Source organism: Metabacillus malikii (genome assembly GCF_030813355.1).
In the GTDB taxonomy this organism is placed as follows: Bacteria; Bacillota; Bacilli; order Bacillales; family Bacillaceae; genus Metabacillus; species Metabacillus malikii.
In genome coordinates this window covers 82,837-101,745 of sequence record NZ_JAUSUD010000010.1, presented here as the reverse complement: position 1 = coordinate 101,745, position 18,909 = coordinate 82,837, and the positions used below count along the sequence as shown (strand labels likewise).

The following is an 18,909-nucleotide window of genomic DNA, read 5'->3' as shown; positions in this document are numbered from 1 at the left end:
TATGAAAAAAATATTCTTACTTGATGACGAAGTTCAAGTTCGAGAAGGAATTCAAAGATGTATCGAATGGGATAAGGAAGGCTTTATCTATTGTGGGGATGCTCCAGATGGAGAAATCGCACTACCATTAATTGAAAAGCATCAACCGGATATTGTCATCACCGATATTAAAATGCCTTTTATGGATGGTTTAGAAGTCAGTCGCATTCTTCGCAAGAAAATGCCTTCTGTCAAAATTATCATTCTTAGTGGTCACGATGAATTTGAATATGCACGTGAGGCGATGCGCATTCAAATCACTGAATATTGTCTTAAGCCAATAAGTGCGCCAGAACTACTAGAAACATTGCATAAAGTAGCAAGGCAAATTGATAAAGAAGCATTAGAAAAACAACGCTTGAATGAATTAGAAAATCAGGTCATTCAAAATGAAACGATGACAAAGGATTATTTTTTAAATCAGCTATGTGAAGGAGACTATACAGCTTCAGAAGCAATTAAGCAAGCATCAGAATTAGAAATTAATCTTGTTTCACAGTATTACTGTCTGGTGACGATAGAAACGGCTCCTAGTAGTATGACGACAATTCAATCATTAGCTAACGACTATCCATGTCTTTCTTTTAAAAGGAATGCAAAGGAATGTGTATTCATTCTAAAAGGAGATGAAAAGAGCACGCTAGAACAATCCATTACCGATTTGAAGAAACAGTTACTGCAAATCGCTAAAAGTGACAAATCAATTATTTTCGGCTTTGGACAAATCGAATCCCGTATTCAAGGCATAGCAACATCCTTTACAAAAGCCGAGGAAGAAAAAAGCTATTATCGAATTTTACATAGGTACCGACAAACAAACGAAAAAGGCGAAATACTTTCTGATGGCGGAATTCATGTCTTCAATCGAACAGAATTAATTCAATTCCTACGCTTTGGAGATTCGGTTAAAATCGATGAGTTTGCAAAAAGCTATTCAGCATATTTACAAGAAAACAACGTGAGCACACCATTTTTTGTTTATTATTTTTTAATGGATTTTACCATGACAATTAAACATTATATAAAAGAAATGGCCGCTAATAACACAACCATTCTAGATAAAATTCAGCAATTAGAAATGACAGCGAGCTGGATTAGAGACTATGATGAAGTTGTTGTTTATATGAAAAAATTACTTAAGCTTATCGTTCATCAAAAGAACCCAACTACTAATACTGTTAATCCGATTATTATGAATGCTAAGGAATTTATTCAAAAGCATTATGTTGATTCACAACTTTCGTTACAAAAAGTAGCACAGGCTGTAAATGTGAGCCCCTCTTATTTTAGTCATATATTTAGCCAAGAGACGGGGCAAACATTAATTGAGTACATCACAATGGTTCGTATTGAAAAAGCGAAAGACTTGCTGAAAACGACAAATGCTAAAACATATGAAATTGCCCATGAAGTTGGTTACAGTGATGCACATTATTTTTGTAATATTTTCAAAAAAGTAACTGGTATGACGACAAGAGCCTATAAAGCAAGTGAGCAAACTTTATCATTCTAATTCATAAAGGAGAGGAAATATACAAATGAAAAGGAGATTTATTTTAGCCTTCTATCTACTTTCAATTATGATTCTTTCCTCTTGTAGTTTGCAAGGCTCTAATCATCCACTAAATATCCAATCTAAAAATGGACTTGAACATAACTCAAAGCTTAAACATGAGAAAAAGGGACCCGAAAAAAACCTAACTTTTGCTATTATTTATCCTGTCGCCCACCCCTTTTTTGAAAGTGTGACAGTTAGCGCAAAGGAAACAGCTGAGCAATTAGGTGTCGATGTCATCATTCAAGCACCTGACGCGTCAAACATTAACCATCAAATTCAAATACTCGAGAACATGATTAAAAGAGAGGTTGACGGAATCGCAATCGGCCCGACAGACCCGACAGCATTAACCCCGTTCATTAATAAAGCAATCGATGCTGGCATTGATGTCATTTGTTTTGATACAGACGCACCGGAAAGTAAACGATTATCCTTCATTGGAACTGATAACTTAGCAGCCGGTCACCATTTAGGTGAGGTTGTTGCGAGAGAGTTGAACTATCAAGGGAACATTGTCATAAGTACCGGGATTTCCTCGATGCAAAACCTATCAGCTCGGATTGACGGAGTAAAACAAACGTTAGAAAAATACCCTAATATCGAAATACTCGCACAAAAATCGAGCGACGGGATTCCCGCTAAAACGTTAATGAACATTGAAGAACTTATTGAAAAGTACCCTCATTTCGATGCACTAGTCGGCATTGATTCACTATCAGGTCCTGCTGCGATTACAGCATGGAAAGCAAAAGGCTTAAGCAAAAAGCTCATAACCTTCGATGACTTAGACATCATCTTGGACGGAATTTCTAATAAACAGGTGACAAGCACGATCTCTCAAAGTCAATATACATGGGGGAAATTAATCATTGAGAAACTGTTTGACGCAAACAAAAGTACACAAATCGACCAGACGATATATACTGAAACGATAGAAATTAACGAGGATAACATTGAAAATTATAAGCAAAAATTGAACATGTATAACTAAAGTATTTGCAATTTATTAAGATTAAAAAATGAACATGCACATGCCATTGACGTAACGTCAATGGCTATAGTTCAAAATGGGAGGAGTGATTAAATGACCCAAAAAAAATACTCTATTGGAGAATTTGCAAAACTGACATATGGACTTGACTGCTTCATTGAACTTATGAAGAACATTTCTCTTTGCTTGATAATTCAAAATGGGCTTCATCAAATTTATGAAGACCATTTCCCTTCACATGAAAATTCAAAATGTTCTTCATCGGGCTTATGAAGAACATTTCCCTTCGCTTGAAAATTCAAAATGGGCTTCATCGGGCTTATGAAGAACATTTCTCTTCGCTTGAAAATTCAAAATGGGCTTCATCGAATTCATGAAGAACATTTCTCTTCGCTTGAAAATTCAAAATGGGCTTCATGGGCTTATGAAGAACACTTCCTTCACATGATGATTCAAAATGGGCTTCATCGAATTTATGAAGAACATTTCTCTTCGCTTGAAAATTCAAAATGGGCTTCATCGGGCTTATGAAGAACATTTCCCTTCGCTTGATAATTCAAAATGGGCTTCATCGGGCTTATGAAGAACATTTCTCTTCGCTTGATAATTCAAAATGTTCTTCATCGAACTTATGAAGAACATTTCTCTTCGCTTGAAAATTCAAAATAGGCTTCATCTGGATTATGAAGAACATTTCCTTCGCATGATGATTCAAAATGGGCTTCATCGAATTTATGAAGAACATTCTCTTCGCTTGAAAATTCAAAATGGGCTTCATCGAACTTATGAGGACCTTCCTTTCACATGATGATTCAAAATAGGCTTCATCAATCTAATGAAGAGTCATTTCTTTCTGCTTCAGCATTCTTTTTGGTCTCCAATAAATTTTCGTCTTCATAAACCTTCTACCGGTAAGTAAGCTACTACAAATTACATTTTACCCGTAAAACAAAAAGCCCCAACTCTCTTTACCAAAAGAAATTGAAGCTTCCCGCCAAATATAACATGGAAGGAACCACCCCATCGTACAAAACGATTCCTTCTAAATTATTGTTCTAAATTATTTACAGAAACCTCTGTCACATTAAGTGAATTTTCTCCTACATAATGTACCCAATCAAAGTAAGCAGGTTCTCTGCATTCGATGCCATTCCCGGTTGCATATAGGCCTATACAGACACCTGTAAATGTGCCTCCAAACCCTCCATTTTTTTCACTAGAAAGATGGCACAATGAAGCGTCCCCAATCTTGTTCCACTCGCCATATTCTTCAGCAAATTTAAAGTAATAGTTCTCACGGTCCGAACTAATGCTTAGTTTAATTTTTTCTTTATGTATAATACAATGACCGATTTCTTCCGTTACTCCTTGAATTGTCTTAGTTGCGATTACTCTTTTTTCACCATCTACTTGTTTAATCGCTATCTCAAAGTGCGAGGACTCACTTAACCTTACAGACAAACCTGCTTCTTCTCCATCCTGATTTGGAGCAAATTCTATTAATGTTTTAAACTCCATCACGACATGCTCTTGAGGTTTACATATAAATGTCGGAACTCCATTTACAGTACTTATATTATCTGCACCACCATTTAGACGTAACCAGCCTTTTCGTTCAGTTAATGAATAGTTGTTCTCTTCCTTTACTCTTAAATAAAACCACTCTGGATGTAACTTTTCATCATTGAAATCATCATTACGAATATATTTATCTTTTATATTTGATTCCCCTAATAAGCATGCTGCTTCAGTCATTTCATTAACAGTGCCTTCATTATTATCAATCAAAGGCCAGCCATCTTCCGTCCAATTTATAGGCGCTAAAAAGGTTTCTCTTCCTAATAGCGTAAATTGCTGGTTTACTGGCCGAGTCCCTAAAAATACTGCCCACCAATTTCCATTTTCGTCTTCAACAAAATCTGCATGGCCTACATTTTGAATCGGATGGTGACTAAGTTGATTATGCGTTAAAATTGGTCTATCTAGCATCTCAAACGGTCCGTATGGCATTGTACTTTTAGCAATAATTGACCTATGCTCTTCACCTGTCCCACCACAGGCACATAGTAAATAATAAGTTCCGTTTATTTTATAAAGATGTGGTGCTTCCGTCCATTGGCCCCCATCACCATGGAAAATTGCGATTGGTTCTGTTAGTGCCTCTCCTGTATTGATGTTTATTTCATATTGAATAATGTGTGATTCATAACCAGCACCATTTTGGACTGTTACATACACTTTCCCATCATCATCAAACATCAATGAAGGGTCAATATTCCCGTATGGTATTTTTATAGGGTCTGACCATGGTCCTTTAGGATTTTCCGCAGTGACATAAAAATTGCCGGTACCTGATACATCTGTTGAAATCATATAAAAAGTACCATCGTGATATCTTAATGTCGGTGCATATAAACCACCCGAACTCTTGCTATTCCTCAAGTTAACTTGACTTTCTCTAGTTAAGACACTACCGATTTGTTCCCAATTCACAAGATCTTTACTGTGGAAAATTGGGATAGCTGGGAAGTATTCGAACGAACTTGTTACTAAGTAAAAGTCATTCTCTCCTACTTTTACTATGCTTGGGTCAGGGTGAAAACCAGGTATAACAGGATTTAGAAAATTCATTAGATACAACTCCCACTATTTTATTTTTGGCATGATAATAAGAAGAAATGCTAAAAATGCTGCAGTTAGTTGAGCGTACGGAATGAGGCCTAACAGCATTAAAGACATCCGAACCCTATTTTTAAAACTAACAAACCCTCATTTGTATTGTGATACGATATGAATTTATTAATCTATCACTTTCCAAAAGGATGACTTCGGTTGATGATTTTCGTTAAATAAGAACGGCCAATTTTTTCTTCCGCGAACTGGAAAATCATTGAGCCATGTGTAATCATCTGCACCACCCCAAAAAGTGACTGATGTAATCACGTCAGAGTATTCTCTGAATAATTGAAACATGCTATCGTACCGCTCCGTTTGTCTCTGCAACATTTCTTCAGTTGGAGCTATTAAATCCGTTCTTTTATCCTCATGGTCAAAAACGGAAACATCCATTTCGGTTATATGAAGTTGAAGTCCTAACGACGCATATCGCTCAATCGCCTTTCTAATATTGTCCAAGGTTGGAGAATAGATATTCCAATGTGCTTGCAAACCTACGCCGTGAATTGGTACACCTCTATCCACTAATCCTTTAATCATAGTGATGATTTTTTCACATTTTAATGGGTCTGACTCATTATAATCGTTGTAAAACAACGCTGCATTAGGGTCTGCGTTATGAGCAAATTCAAACGCTTTATCAATAAAATCTTCCCCAATAATCTCTGTCCATTTTGAATCCCTAAGTAGTTGTTGTCCTTTATCAGCAATTACTTCATTGACAACGTCCCAACAATAAATGTCTCCTTTATACCTTTCCATTACTGTTGAGATATGTGTCTTCATCCGCTCTAAAAGTGTATCTCGATCGACTAGACTACCATCTTTGTTCGTAAACACCCAATCTGGTGTTTGATTATGCCAGACTAGTGTATGTCCTCTCACGTTCTTTTCATGTTGTTTTGCAAACGCGATTAGATTATCAGCGTTATCAAAAGTAAAGACTCCCTCTTCTGGCTGTAAGCTTTCAAATTTCATTTCATTTTCAGCAGTAAGACTATTAAAGTGTTTGATTAGTAATTCCTTTTGGGATTTCAATGTTACTGGATTCACAGCTGCCCCTATGTGGAAATGTTGCTGGTACACTTCATATAATGAAGGAACGTCTCGATTCATTTCATCTCACTCCTAAAAATAGTATTCTATTAAATCCAACTCATATCGCTAGTTAATCATCATATAGACAATTACTTAACTGCTCCTAATGTCATACCTTTTACGAAATACTTTTGTAAAAACGGATATACACAAATGATTGGTAAGCTTGCTACGATTGTCATCGTTGCTTGAATCGACTTAGGCGTAACTGTATTTTCAGCATGTTGACCATTTGCTAGAGCTGTGTTCCAATCACCATTTGACGTTGCAGTATTTTGCAAGATTTTCATTAACTCATATTGCAATGTCGTTAAATCCTTATTACTTGAGTTATATAAAAATACATCAAACCATTGATTCCATTGACCAACAGCAACGAATAAGGCAACTGTTGCTAATACCGGCAGGGACAAAGGTAATACAATTTGAAAGAATACTCTGAAATCCCCAGCCCCATCAATCCTGGCTTGTTCAAAAAGACTTTTCGGAAGTCCTTCAATAAACGACCTAATGATAATAAGGTTAAATGCACTTATTAAACCAGGAATAATATATACCCAGAATGTTCCGATTAAATGTAAATCTTTCATTAAGAGATAGGTCGGAATTAATCCGCCATTAAAATACATCGTCATGATAAAAATAATCGTGACAGACTTTTTAAAGATAAATTTTTCTTGCGCGATCGCATACGCTACCATCGCAGTGCATAATAGTCCTATTCCTGTACCTACAACTGTTCTTGCAACAGACACAAATACCGCTTGTATAATCGATGCTTGGCTGAAAACATATTCATAATTACGCCATGTAAATTCCCTTGGCCATAAATAGATTCCACCCTTTACAGAATCTGTAGCAGCATTTAAAGATAAAGCGATCTGATTTAAAAATGGATATAACATAATCACACTGAGTAAAACCATAAAGATAATATTACAAGTATCGAAAATCACATCTTCTCTTGTTCTCATCAAACTTTTTCCTCTTTTAACTTTCTTCATTCTAATCCTCCTAATATAAGCCGCCTTGGCCCATTTTTTTCGAGAATGAATTAGCCACTATTAAAAAGATTAAACTAATGACGGTTTTGAATACTCCAGCTGCAGTGGCCAGTGAAAAGTTAAACATCGAAATTCCGTAATTAATAACAAATACATCTATATTTTCTGAGTACTCAACGTTTTGCCCATTCCCTAATAAATATTGAGGTTCAAATCCTGCCTCGATAATATAGCCAATGTTCATAATTAATAGGATAACGATGACTTGCTTCATACCGGGAAGTGTAATATACCTCATACGTTGTAACCGCGAAGCACCATCAATTTTGGCCGCTTCATACTGCTCTTGGTCAATCATTGAAATCGCAGCTAAATAAATGATTGTATTCCACCCGACATTTTTCCATACCTCTGCGGCTCCTAATAGTCCCCAAAAGTACTCACCTACACCTAACCAAAGGATTTCTTTATCAATGATGTTCAGTCCCATCAAGATGTCATTAACAATTCCGTCAATTGATAACATCGATGATACAAGTGCAGCTGCAACTACCCATGATAGAAAGTGTGGTAAATAGCTTATCGTTTGAACAATTCTCTTAAATCGAAAATTGGTTAATTCATTGATTAGTAGTGCTAAACCGATCGCTGTAACAAATCCTAAAACTAAATTAATTAAACTTTGTGCTAAAGTGTTCCGTAAAACACCTAAGAAACGGTCATCCGTAAATAAAAACATAAAATGCTTAAAGCCTACCCATTCTTGCTCTGAAAAAGTACGGGCAGGTTTGTAGTCTTGAAAAGCCATTGTCCAGCCCCATACAGGAAAATATTTAAAAATAAATACCCAAATGACAAATGGCAACGTCATCAATAATAATGCTTTTTGACTGCGACATCTTTTTAGAAATAGCTTAAAACCTCTCGTTTCGTTCACAGTTGGGGAAATTAGTTCATTTGTTTTCGTTTGTGTCTGCAATTTAGTCCACCCTCTTCCAATTAGTCGTTAAGGAAGCAAATCTTTTTCCTGAGAAAATTTGAAATAAGAAAGCTGAAATCACTCTAAAGATCATTCAGCCTTCATACTGTAAATATCGATACCTATTTCATTAACTCAACTTCCCTTTTTACCGAATCCTCCAATACTTTTTCATATGCTTCAACTGGAAGCTTTTCAAACTCTTTCTTAAATTTATTCCACTCGTCATCAAAATCAGCTGGGTCAGCAAGAATGATGTCAGGATAAGAACGTTTGATTAAATCACGGGATTGTTGGTCATACAATTGTGCTTCTGATCCTGTTTCAATCACTGCATCCCAGAATGGGAACCATGGTGCAGGGTCAGGCTCAGTGAATAAATCAGTGAACGTTTCAATCTTATAAGCATCTAAAAATTCTTTATCAACTTCATCATAAGCAAGCTCTGCTACTTCAGGTTGATTATTTGGGTCGACTGCATTTCCATCATTAAACGTACCGCTCATGATAGGCCAGTACCATCCAAGTGCTTTAAATCCGAATTCGTCACGGAACTCTTCCTTAGTAGTTAATGCAATTTGTTCTTCCGTACGGTAGAAGCGGCCTTCCTCATTTACTTCATATGTTTCTCCTTCAATACCCCAAGTAATTAATTTTTGTGAATCGATTTTTGCAATATGGTCTAAAAATTTAATAATTCTTACTTGGTCTTCTTCAGATGTACCTGTTGTCATTCCCATACCAGGAGATGTAACGAAAGATTCAGGATTCAAGTATTGATCTTTAATTCCTTCCTCAAACACGATTGGGAATCCCATAAAGTCATTATAAGGATCATCATCCTGCTCAAGCGTATCTAATGCTGTACCTGATTCCCAACGCGGTCCAAAAAACCCAACTACTCGACCTGAAGAGATTTTTGCTAAGTATTCATCATAGTTTTGTGTAAATGATTCTTGGTCAAACAAGCCTTTTGCATTTATCTCATTTAATTTCTCTAACCATTTTTTCGTAATATCTTTATTATGATGTACCGAAACTTCTAATGTCTCATCATCAACCATAATCCCTTCTTGTTCACCAGCTAAGAATGCTGGAGGGTCAAATAATTGTCCCACATGCCAATCATATTGTAATAATGTATAAGGGATTGTTTTTGCTCCATTTAAAGTCGGGTGTTTTTTTGAATACTCTTCAATGATTTCAAAGTACTCATCTACAGTCTTTGGATGTGGATAACCCAACTCTTTTAATGCATCACGTCTAATAAAAAATGCATTTTGGTCAATATTCGGTGGCTTGACATATCCATTTGAAACACCTGATGGAAGGATATAAATGTTACCATCCTCGTTTTTCATCTTCTCCCAAATCGGGTCATACAATTTTCGAAGGTTTGGTGCATGCTCTTCGATTAAATCATTTAACGGTAAAAATCCACCTGCATCAATAACATCATTTGTCGCATTCTGCGCATTTAGTAGCTCAGGGTATTCACCGCTGGCAATCATCGTACCAATCTTTTGATTACTATCTCCTACAATATGTTCAATGTCGAAGTTAACCCCTGTCGCTTCCTCGAACATTTTTCCTATCTTTGTATCAGCTGTATTCACATCTTTTCCAGTTGATGATGCGTTAAAAAATGTGTAAGTGAACACATCGCCATCTTTTTCTGAGCTAGCCTTTTCTTTGTTCGAACAGGCCGTAACAAACAGCAACATAGTGATAAGCCCAACTAGCAATAATTTCGTCTTTCCTCTAAACAATTTAACTCCCCCTTTGTAATCTAATGATACAAGTCGCTTAACTTTGTAAGCACTTTCATTATACCGTGCACTGCGTTTTAATTGACCTCACAAACTATAGTTAAAACTTTGTAAATTATAGAGCTCATATTATATGACTATCATTCTTTTAGTTGTGGTTGTTTTAACTTGTTGCTATTTGATTGTCTAGATAAGCTTGTATATCTTGTATTATATAAGAATGGGTGATTTTGTGGCACGGGAAGAAGAATTTCTATGTATAGAGAGGATGAGGATGTGCGCACGATGTAATCTTCTTGAAGATTTGAAGAGTTATAGGTGAAAGTTAAAACTACCAGTGTATACCATAGAATGGTTGAAGGACATATCTTGTTAGAAGGTCGCTCATTTTCGGCTTCATTCACTTCTATGAAGACGATTTCTGGTCGGAAGCTCGCTCGTTTTCGGCTTCATCCCTTCTATGAAGCCCTTTTCACAAAGGAAGAAGAACTCAAATCTCCTTCATCGCTGTCATGAAGCCCTTTTCACAACGGAGGAAGAACCAAAACCTCCTTCATCGCTGTCATGAAGCCCTTTTCACAACGGAGGAAGAACCAAAACCTCCTTCATTCTCTTTATGAAGACGATTTTTGGTCCAAGCTCGCTCGTTTTCGTCTTCATCCCTTCTATGAAGACGATTTCTCGTCGGAAGCTCGCTCGTTTTCGGCTTCATACCCTTTATGAAGACGATTTCTCGTCGGAAGCTCGCTCGTTTTCGGCTTCATCCCTTCTATGAAGACGATTTCTGTACGAGAGCTCTCTCGTTTTTGGTTTCATCCCGCTCTATAAAAACGATTTTGAATCGGAATTTTTACTCATTTAAATCTTCATACCTATTATGAATGCAGTTTCTGACGAGGGTCCCAAAAACTTGAGATTTTCCGAGGACATCAAACATAAGTGTGAAAATTTACAAAAACAACAAAAAAACCAATGTATATCAATACAAGTATCCATATACACTGGCTTGTCAGATTTATTATTTTATTGAATTTATTTTATCCTTTATAATTGGTAACTTGATTCTAATCGTTGTTCCTACACCTTTTTCACTTTCGATTTTGAAATCAAATTTATTAGAGTAGTGTAGTTTTAAGCGATAGTAGACATTTTTCACCCCGACATGTTCCCCAATGTTTTGTTCCTTCTCTAATGATTCCATCACTTGTTCGTATACTTCCTTTTCCATACCTTGACCATTATCACTAATTTCACATAATAGAAACTCACCGATTCGTTTAATTGAGATGTTTATCATCCCTTTTCCTTTAGCAGGCTCAATCCCATGAATGCTAGCGTTTTCAACAAATGGGATTAACGACATATTTGGTATAAAACATTTTGCTGCGTCTTGGTCAATATCAATTTGATATTGCATTTTATCATCAAAACGGTAATGTTGAATTTCTAAAAAGCATTTTATTAGAAAAATCTCTTCATCGACAGTAACCCAATCTTTCCCCCAAATAAATGATTTTCTAAGCATATTTGCTATGTTTTCGATAATTTTAGCTGTTTCATCTTCTTGCTTCAAAATGCTTCTCATTCGGATTGTTTCCAAGACATTAAATAAGAAGTGTGGATTGATTTGGCTTTGTAAGGCGCTTAACTGTGCTTGTTTCCGCTGTAATTCTAAATCCTTTTTTTGAATGTCGACAACATAGACTTCATTAATTAACCGTTTTATCTTCGATGCCATCCTATTAAATGCTTGTGTTAATTCACCAATTTCATCCTGATAGTCTATCCCTTCGATTAATTCAAAATTTTGATCCTCTACTTTTCTCATATGTTTGAGGATGTGTAATATTCTCAGATGCAGCGAGCTTGTAATATAGATAATGAAAATAGATGGAAATAACAAATTTATAAGTGCTATATAAAAGATGATATTCCTCGATTCCTTTATATCCTCAAGTAACACATGTTCTTCTGTTACACCTATTACCTTCCAGTCATTTAAATAAGGCAGGTCATATGTTTCATGAAACATTACTTTGTCTTTAGGTAACGTAACTGATTCGAACGAATACTTATCTTCTGACCAGCTTATCTCAGGATTTGTCGTATATTCAATCGTACCCTCACCATTCAATAAATAGAGATCACCTGGGAATGTCACGTCTTTGAAAATACTATTCATAATCCCGGCTTCTAATTCTATCTCAAGTATTTTTTGCGTAGAATTCTTTGTTAAATAATAATCCATCTCCCTTATTAAACTAAATGTATTATACTTTCCTGAATCTCCTATTCTACGAGTCAACACCGGATAAGAGCTTCTAACTGACTCCGATTCTTTATACCATTCAGATTCTTTAACAAGTGTATCTATTTTATTTATCCCACCAGCATAAATAACCGTATCATTATTTGTGTAAAGTTTAATAGAATGGACAGAAGGGTAGAGTGACACTTCTGTACTAATATCACCAAAATAATCATAATAGGCATGAATAAAGTCAATCGATGATAGATATTTAGCTTCGAGGAGGTTATACAGTTCATAAGTTGTATATAGCTTAGAAGAGATACCGACAGCATCATCAATTGCCACTTGAAAATCATTGGATATTTGTTTAATAGATAGGGAGAAATCATTCATCTTTTGTGTACGGACATTGTTATAGGTGACTTGATAAAAGACGCTATGGGTCAAAGTGATTGGAATAAATACAGAACAAATATAGATGATTAATAGTTTATTTCGAATGCTTAAATTATTAAATTTATACTTCTTCATTTCGTCTCCATCTCAAGCTTTTTCCCTATTACACTTTTCCGATACTGCGTTGGAGTATAACCTGTAATTTTCTCAAATTGAGTAATAAAATAATTTGAATTAGTAAAACCAACATCTTCAGCAATCTCGTATATACGTAAGTCTGTTTGTCGTAGCTTTTTCTTCGCCTCGTTGATTCGGACTTGTAGCAAATAGTCTTTTAAGTATACTCCATACGTTTTTCTAAATAATTGTCCCATATAAGCTGGATTAATAAAAAAACGATTCGCAAGATTTTTTAATGTCAGTTCTTCATTGTAGTGAGTATCAATATACTTCTTAATTCTTCGGATATTGACTGTTACACAATGTAGATTCAACTGGTTAATCTGTGCTGCTGCTTCTAAAATAAACTCTAAGAAAATCTCTTTAATCGCATCTAAAGTATGTGGCTGGTTATCAAAGTTGAGCATTTTATGAAGTGACCTACATTTCTCCTCATCACCATCCATTGATTGAAGGATTTTAATCACCTCATGAACGACCCGATTTATCGAAGTTCTAACCGCATCCTTTGCAAATGCTTTTTCCTGGAATTGCTTGAACATACTATCTGTTGTGTATTTAATTTTATCGATCTGGTTCTCTTCAATCTGCTCCATCAAGGATTGGTAAAGAGTTTGTTCAAGTTCAATGTAATTAACAAACGGGTTTTTCGTTCGACCGTAAACGATAGGTTTTTCGATACTTTCCAGATACTTGAATTGCAAGGATTTTATCGCTGTATCATAAGATTCTTTAATATCGATTGGTTTCTTAACAATCTTCCCAACATAAATCATGACATTCGTCCTTAACTGAATCGTCAGCTGCTCCTTAAGTTCCTCAGAAAAGTGGTAAATATCTTGATAAGTATGTTCGATGTCTTCACTTCTAATTAGAACACCAATTTTCTGATTATCATGTTCACGAAATAACGTTGGGCATTGTTGTTTACCATGAATGATTGAGCTAATCATGTTCCGGGTTTTATTAATGTTGATACAAATGTTATTTATTTCAATGATGATGTATGACATACCGATGGAGTTATGAATATTCATCAATACGTTTGTATCAATACGTTCATCATCATTTTCAAGCTGACCTGAAATAAGATCATTCAACACTGTAGTAGCAAGGATGCTTTCTCTATTCTGGTCAAATTGTAATTTTTTCGCTTGCTTTCTTGCAATCGTTTTAAGCGTCGTTTCCAGTTCTTGTTTATTGACCGGTTTCAAGAGAAAATCTTGAACATTATACTTTACTGCTCTTTGAGCGTATGTGAAATCACTATACCCAGTAATGATAATAAAGTTTGGTGCTGATTTTTTTGATTCTACTGTCTGTTTAATTAATTCCAATCCATCTAATACTGGCATTTTTATATCTGTAATGACTAAATCTGGATTATGCCTTTCAATGTGCTCAAATGCATCTTCTCCATTATCTGCTTCTGCACATACTTCAAAGCCACAACCTTCCCAATCGATTAAATTAATTAATCCTTTACGTACATACCGGTCATCGTCTACTAAAAATACTTTATAAGCCAATGCAAGCTGCCTCCAATCATGAAAATTTTTTACACGTAGTAAAACGTTTTCATTATTTTCCTTTTCCTAATAAGGCTGTTTTCGCTAACATTGTTGCTTTTACATAGCTGTCGTTTAGGATGCTTTCAGCAAGAGTACCGCTTTTAGGTATACACATCCGTAATAAGTCTCATCCTTAGCTCCAATCACCCTAATTAGGTTGCCGCAACAAATAAAAATCATTTAAAGGTGCCTATCATAAAGTTCTACTTAAGTATGATTCTGTATTGATTGCTGCTTATCCTCTAATCTACGAAAAATGATTAGCGCACAACTCATAATAATTAACGCAATTGTACTCATTGTTATTAACGGAATAAGACCAGGTATAACTGTGAGCAGGTAGTATAAGCAAAATAACCCTAATCCTATTATTACTGTGAAGATTGGACTTATAATACCGATAACTATGGCATTTTTAAAATACTGTAGAAGTTTTAAATCATAATGAACCAATACTGGAAAAATGTAAATTGAGGAAATGATGTAAATGATACTTGCAAAAACTAAGCCAGTATAAAAAATATAATAAGTGATTCCTGTAAAGTTACGGATATAGATAAAATCAAGATATAGTAAATACCCTGTTATGACCATAATAAGACCGATAACATTTGATTTAATAAATTCATTCTTATAGGTCACAATAAATTTTTTTACTATTTGTTTTCCCGTTGCACCTTCAAGAATCAATTGCCGTACGACTGTAAACATTGCCACTGTCGCAGGGAAGGCTCCGAAAAGAATAAGCCCCAAAAGAGTTCCTGCAAACCATAGTAAATTAATAAAAGCGAGCCACATGACCCATTCTAATAAACGGTAGAAACTATTTTTGTTAAGTCCTTTCACCATGTTTCCCCCACTTTCAACCTTCTTTTCTATTAATCTAAAAATTACACAACTTACTAAAGTGAAAAAAATTTACACACATTTATTGTAATCGTTTACAATTTTACTACTTCTATCATTTTTATACACTATAAAAACTAAAGACTTTACTTAAAAAAATATAGAAATTAAATTAAAGCTTTGTCCTAAATGACTGTTATACTTTGTCATACAGACAAGTTAACACATTGTTGTTAGGTAAACAAAAGGGCCAGACCACTTAAACAACATATACAAATTAATGAATAGACAATTAATCGATATATGATCTTCATACAGTGTTCTGACCCTCTTTTATTCAGATTATTTTAACTATAAATTTACACTTGTTACTAATTGAAAAATAGCATTTACGCTTTCCGTTCATTACCTAGATTCCTTCTTTTTACAACAAATAGTACTGTGCAACCTGAGATTAATAGTAACGTGCCAACTAATAGAATGTTAAATAGACTTGTCGCCGTTTCTGGTAACTGATAGTTATTGGATTGGTTTCGATCTATAGTCGTTCCACTGTTTTGCCTATCGACGTTAGCTCCCTCACCTTTGCTATTTTCACCTTTTTGACCAACTTCTCCATCTTGGTTATCTTCTCTTTCTTGGCCGTCTTCTCCGCCTTGGCCATTTTCACCGTCTTGGCCATCTTCTCCGTCTTGGCCATCTTCTCCGTCTTGACCATCTTCTCCGTCTTGACCATCTTCTCCGTCTTGGCCATCTTCTCCGTCTAGGCCACCTTGGACTTCTGTGAACTTCCAATAATCAATATTGATTAAATTTTCCTCACTTTCACCAGAAAACACAAAGTATAAATCATGAACTCCTGTAAGATTAGTTACACTCGTTTTCATTAAGTTCCATTCCTGTTCTCCTCCGGTAGGACTAACTTCAAGTGTACCGATTATCGGACCATCTTTACTGTCTACTCGAATATCAATTGTACCTCCGACAGTTGAGGCGATATTCGCTTCAAAAGTGGTAGTTCCATTTTTTCCAAAATCAGCTTGTGAAACAGCAAACCAATTGCCGTTGTTGATTCCAGTTACATGGAGATTTAAGCTTTCAATCATACTTCCCGGTGCCTCTGATGTTTCAGTGGTAATACCAGCATTCCAAGCAAATGTTTCAGCTTCAGTTCTTTCGTATGGATTTAAGCTTGCAAGTTGTGGTACTCCCTTTAAATCGGCTTGAATGTCTTTCATAGTCCCATCCTCATTAAATTCAACTTTATTTATATGAGGCGAACGGTAGCCTTGGACAGTATCTAGAGCCTTCCCTAATGTTTGAGCATGGTAAGTAATGTACCATTGGTCTTGAAACTTAAAGAAGTCTTGATGGTTATTTCCGCCAACTCCGAAAAATTCACCAGGATTTTTCAAAACCGAATCGATATACGTAAACGGTCCCATTGGACTATCACTCATCATGTAGGCAATTTCCCCAGTCTTTGGATCATCTTCATCTCGCATACCTGTAAAATTGGTACTGTATGAATAGTAATATTTCCCGTTATTTTTATGAATACCATTAGATTCAAACATAAATGGTGCGTCGATTAGCTTTGCTTCTCCCTCGGTACTTACCATATCATCACCCAATTTTATAACCCGTGCTGTTTTTGGATGTTCAGATTGCTCCTGTGTACGGTCTGAATCGCTGCCTGGTAAGCCTCCACCAAAATATAGATAGCCTTCACCATCCTCATCGATTAAGACATCCGGGTCAAAAGTCCAAACTACCCCTTCAGTACCAGGTGTATTTCTGTCGATGAGTGGTTTACCAATTGGATCTACCCATGGTCCAATTGGTGAGTCTGCCGTTAATACGCCTATGCCAGATCCATTATTAGAGAAGTAAAGGAAAAATTTATCTTTTCCGTTTATTTCTTTATGGCCGACTGCAACTGCCCATGACTGGCTGGCCCATTTTGCAGCACCTTTTGACCCAGCAACAGGAATTGCTCCGTGATCAGTCCAATTAACCATATCCTCTGAAGATATAACGGTTATCGTATTTATATTTGAATAGGTATTATTCTTCACATGACCATTTTCATCAAATTCATATTGGTCATTTGTCAAGTAAATATATACTCTATCACCGTAAACCATTGCATTCGGGTCAGCTCCAAATTTATGACTGATTAGAGGATTCGCATTACCTGGAGTCTTGGCAACCGCTTCAGTGCCTTCATATATTTCTTCCGGATTTTTAACAGGTGGAGCTCCTCTCAACTCTTTACCAAAAGAGACATCATCAATATAAAAGTCAATTAAATCATTTTCCGGATCAGCTGGATTTGCAAACGAGGTTTCGATAAAAATAAACGTTTCTGATAAGTCAGCATCCTCTGGAACTTTATAGGTGCCTTCAATTGTACCCCATTCACCCTTATTAATCGCCTTTGATTTCATGACATCTATATTTTGCCAGCTTGGCCCATTTTGGATATTATAATTAAATACTTTCTGGTCAGGTCCCTCGGTATATTTAATTTTCGCTGAAAAGTTATATGTTGTTCCCTTTTCAATTTTCCCTGTTATATCCTGTTTTGGACCATTTGTAGTTAATACCCTATCGGTAACAATTAAACTATTAGACCCACTGCTAGATTCCTGATTAGTGATCCTAACAGAAGCCTCGCCATAGTTAGTCCATGGGTCTAACCCATTTTCAAAGTCACTATTTTCTAGTAAATTAGGATTTGATGTAATATCGAGAAACGATACATCATCAACGTAAAAATCAATCAAATCATTCTCTGGATCAGCAGGATTAGCATATGACGTCTCTAGGAAAATAAACGTTTCTGTTAAATCTGCATCCTCTGGTATCGTGTATGTACCTTCGATTGTACCCCACTCACCTCTGTTGATTGTAGCTGTCGTCATCACATCTATATTCTGCCAGCTTGGACCATTTTGGATATTAAAATTAAAATCTTTTTGATCAGGACCTTCTGTATATTTAATCCGTGCAGAGAACTTATAAGTTCCCCCAGCCATTACTTCTCCAGTAATATATTGTTGAGGACCATCAACTGTTGATTGTCGATTAGTAACTAGTAAACTATTTGTTCCACTGCTAGATTCCTTATTACTAACGTCAACAGTAGCATTTCTATAATTTATCCATGGCTCCTTCCCTTTTTCAATATCCCCATTATCTATAAGTTCTTTCCCTTCCGTACTAGCATTTTGCTGTTCAGCTAATATTGCCTTCCCAGGTATAAGTGATAAGATAACTGTTACTATTACTGTAAGGATAAAAGTATTCTTGAGCAAATGTTTAAATCTTCTTTTTAACATATCATTATTTTTGTTTTGTGTTTCCAATATGATGAACCTCCTCCATTTAATTTTACGTATTAGCCATTTTCTATAGACAAAGTAAACTAACACGAGTGTTAAAACCTTTTTTCAACAAAGTTTTCCATATGTTTAATCCTCCCTTACCTAAATTGATATATCCCTATCTTAAAACGCTTACATTCATGTTTGAATAGACTAAATTTC

General features: G+C 35.6%; 13 protein-coding genes. 4 read left to right on the top strand and 9 right to left on the bottom strand.

All coding sequences use genetic code 11. The features are described 5' to 3' along the window. The first annotated feature begins 1 nt into the window (after nt 1). The 4 genes from J2S19_RS11565 to J2S19_RS11550 all read left to right on the top strand — a co-directional run bounded on the left by J2S19_RS11565 (nt 2) and on the right by J2S19_RS11550 (nt 3,119). Nucleotides 2-1,552 (top strand): response regulator, encoded by a 1,551-nt coding sequence (locus J2S19_RS11565; RefSeq protein WP_307341691.1) that lies wholly within the window; start codon nt 2-4, stop codon nt 1,550-1,552. Nucleotides 1,553-1,577: 25 nt separating this feature from the next. Further along, a complete protein-coding gene (locus J2S19_RS11560) occupies nt 1,578-2,588 on the top strand; it encodes a sugar ABC transporter substrate-binding protein (RefSeq protein WP_307341688.1) in 1,011 nt (336 codons plus the stop codon). A 93-nt stretch (nt 2,589-2,681) separates the two neighbouring features. After that, nucleotides 2,682-2,861 (top strand): hypothetical protein, encoded by a 180-nt coding sequence (locus J2S19_RS11555; RefSeq protein WP_307341685.1) that lies wholly within the window; start codon nt 2,682-2,684, stop codon nt 2,859-2,861. A gap of 48 nt (nt 2,862-2,909) precedes the next feature. After that, entirely contained in the window at nt 2,910-3,119 is a 210-nt protein-coding gene (locus J2S19_RS11550; protein ID WP_307341684.1) for a hypothetical protein, read from the top strand. A 516-nt stretch (nt 3,120-3,635) separates the two neighbouring features. Here the strand turns inward: J2S19_RS11550 and J2S19_RS11545 are convergent. The 9 genes from J2S19_RS11545 to J2S19_RS11505 form a co-directional block, all read right to left on the bottom strand. Continuing rightward, nucleotides 3,636-5,219 carry a glycoside hydrolase family 43 protein gene (locus J2S19_RS11545; RefSeq protein ID WP_307341681.1) on the bottom strand — a complete coding sequence of 528 codons (1,584 nt, stop codon included), beginning with the start codon at nt 5,217-5,219 and terminating at the stop codon, nt 3,636-3,638. A 168-nt stretch (nt 5,220-5,387) separates the two neighbouring features. Beyond that, nucleotides 5,388-6,380 (bottom strand): endo-1,4-beta-xylanase, encoded by a 993-nt coding sequence (locus J2S19_RS11540; RefSeq protein WP_307341678.1) that lies wholly within the window; start codon nt 6,378-6,380, stop codon nt 5,388-5,390. A gap of 71 nt (nt 6,381-6,451) precedes the next feature. After that, a complete protein-coding gene (locus J2S19_RS11535; RefSeq protein WP_307341675.1) occupies nt 6,452-7,366 on the bottom strand; it encodes a carbohydrate ABC transporter permease in 915 nt (304 codons plus the stop codon). Nucleotides 7,367-7,376: 10 nt separating this feature from the next. After that, nucleotides 7,377-8,237 (bottom strand): ABC transporter permease, encoded by an 861-nt coding sequence (locus J2S19_RS11530; protein ID WP_307341811.1) that lies wholly within the window; start codon nt 8,235-8,237, stop codon nt 7,377-7,379. Nucleotides 8,238-8,467: 230 nt separating this feature from the next. Continuing rightward, nucleotides 8,468-10,114: an extracellular solute-binding protein gene (locus J2S19_RS11525; protein WP_307341673.1), complete on the bottom strand. Its 1,647-nt coding sequence runs from the start codon at nt 10,112-10,114 to the stop codon at nt 8,468-8,470. 1,018 nt (nt 10,115-11,132) lie between these two features. Further along, nucleotides 11,133-12,896 (bottom strand): sensor histidine kinase, encoded by a 1,764-nt coding sequence (locus J2S19_RS11520; protein ID WP_307341670.1) that lies wholly within the window; start codon nt 12,894-12,896, stop codon nt 11,133-11,135. Then, entirely contained in the window at nt 12,893-14,470 is a 1,578-nt protein-coding gene (locus J2S19_RS11515) for a response regulator transcription factor (RefSeq protein WP_307341668.1), read from the bottom strand. The genes J2S19_RS11520 and J2S19_RS11515 overlap by 4 nt, the downstream gene beginning before the upstream one ends. Nucleotides 14,471-14,719: 249 nt before the next feature. After that, complete coding sequence (locus tag J2S19_RS11510; RefSeq protein ID WP_307341665.1) at nt 14,720-15,358, bottom strand: YesL family protein; 639 nt, start codon at nt 15,356-15,358, stop codon at nt 14,720-14,722. 389 nt (nt 15,359-15,747) lie between these two features. Next, nucleotides 15,748-18,729, bottom strand: a complete 2,982-nt coding sequence (locus tag J2S19_RS11505) for a carbohydrate binding domain-containing protein (protein WP_307341662.1) — start codon at nt 18,727-18,729, stop codon at nt 15,748-15,750. Nucleotides 18,730-18,909 lie beyond the last annotated feature (180 nt).